We start from the raw sequence: 1,682 nt of genomic DNA, 5'->3' as shown, positions 1-1,682 counted from the left end.
CACACACATCGCACTCCATGGGCGGATCCTCACACGCCTCCATGCGTGGACCCAATCCGCTGACACCACGTTACTTACCAAACACCCAAGGCGGAACAAAACGCTCTTTTACGACGCCGAACGGGCCCGGTTCACCCGCCAGGCCCTGGCGCGCCTGGTCCTCTGCGACCACGCCGTGGACGTGGCCGACAGCGCGGCCGGCCTGGTCGCCACCGAGAACGACCCGGACACCGGGCCCGGGGGCCGCGTCAGCCAGGCGTTCCAGCTCGTCGAACTCGCCGAGCGGGCACTGGCCTCGGCCGTGATCTACGAACGTGAGCGCGGAAGTTCCTGGGCGGAGATCGCCCGGTACGTGGGGGTCGACGCGAGGGAAGCGGAAGAGCGGTTCGCCGCAACCGTGGATGACTGGAACAGGGCCTTCGACGTCCCCTACCGCCTCGATGAGACGGGGCGCAAGCGCATACCCCAGCTGCCCACCGCGGCGTACGACCCGGCCTGGGTCCGCCCGCAGCTCGACCGCTGGGCCACGCGGCACCTCTCGGTCATCAACGACGAACACCCCGTCAGCTGCGGCCTCGTCATGGCTGTGCCGAACCCGTAAGCGGCGTCCGACCCCGTTTCGGCGGCTCCTTCAACGGAGCTCGCTGCGGCCCGAATGGGCTGGTGGGGGGCGGAGTATGACCGAACCGTCACAGCTCGGCGCGGGCGGAACGCGTCGGGGGCGCTGGGCATCTAGGTGATCAGCGGGCCGTACGGCGGTCCCGCCGATGGTTGACGATGACGGCGAGAACCGGCGGTACCGGGTGTGAGCAGCAAGGTGGGGCACGGCATGAAGGCTGAGACGGTGACGGACGCGGGGGCCGGGGCGGCGGACCGATCACGGTCGGAGGACACCCCGGACGAACCACGAACGTCCGTCCCGCGGGCTGCGGAAGGGCCCGCTGAAGGTGCGGAGCGCGCCGAAGCGGAGCCGGTTTCCGCTGCCGCCGAAACGGAGTCCGCCCGCGGCCGGAAGCAGCCTGACGAGGCGCGCGCCGACGCCGAGGTGGAGCCCGCCCGGGCCCCTGGAGAGTCCGAGGGCGCGGGCGAGGTGCCCACCGACCCCCGGGCCGGGGCGGATTCCGGTGAAGCGGAGGCGGAGCCCGCCCGGGAGCCGGCGGGCTCGGGCGAAGTCGAGCCGACCCCCGCTGGCGGCGGACCCGGGTGCACGCCGGGCTCGGATGAGCCCGGCCCGGCAGCCACGGCCTCCGCCGAGACCGACGCCGAGACCGACGCCGAGACCACTGGGGGTCCGGCAGGGCGTGACGAAGTGGAGTCGGACCCTGCCGACGCCGAACGGGGGGCCGCCGGGGCCCCGGAGGAGTCCGGCGACGCCGATGCGGACGACGACGGCCGGCCGGGACCCGAAGTCGCCGAGCGGGAGCACTCCGCGCGGGACTCGGGCCGGGCAGAGCAGGGGACCGAAGCCGCCGGGGCCGCCCCGGCGGCTCCCCAGGCCGAAGGTTCCGCGGCCGACGAAGCCGCCCCGGAGGTCGTCGCACCCGACGGCCCCCAGGCCGGTGGCCGCGCCGAGGGCGCGATAGCGGTGCCGCCGCGCGCGACGGAGGCGGGTTCCTCGGAGGGTGGCGCCCGCCGGCCGGACAAGGCGAAGCCGTCCGGCCCCACGGCCGTGACCAACGGAC

1 protein-coding gene and 1 pseudogene are annotated in these 1,682 nt (G+C 74.3%); both read left to right on the top strand.

Annotated features, from left to right (window positions below; all coding sequences use genetic code 11):
• Positions 1–181 precede the first annotated feature (181 nt).
• Complete coding sequence (locus tag ACZ6ZT_RS05610; RefSeq protein WP_469715800.1) at positions 182–601, top strand: hypothetical protein; 420 nt, start codon at positions 182–184, stop codon at positions 599–601.
• Positions 602–1,309: 708 nt separating this feature from the next.
• Positions 1,310–1,682 (top strand): annotated as a pseudogene (locus ACZ6ZT_RS05605) (hypothetical protein); the annotation flags it as partial.

It is taken from the genome of Streptomyces sp. NPDC102258, assembly GCF_055584685.1.
This window is presented reverse-complemented; position numbering and strand designations above follow the sequence as displayed.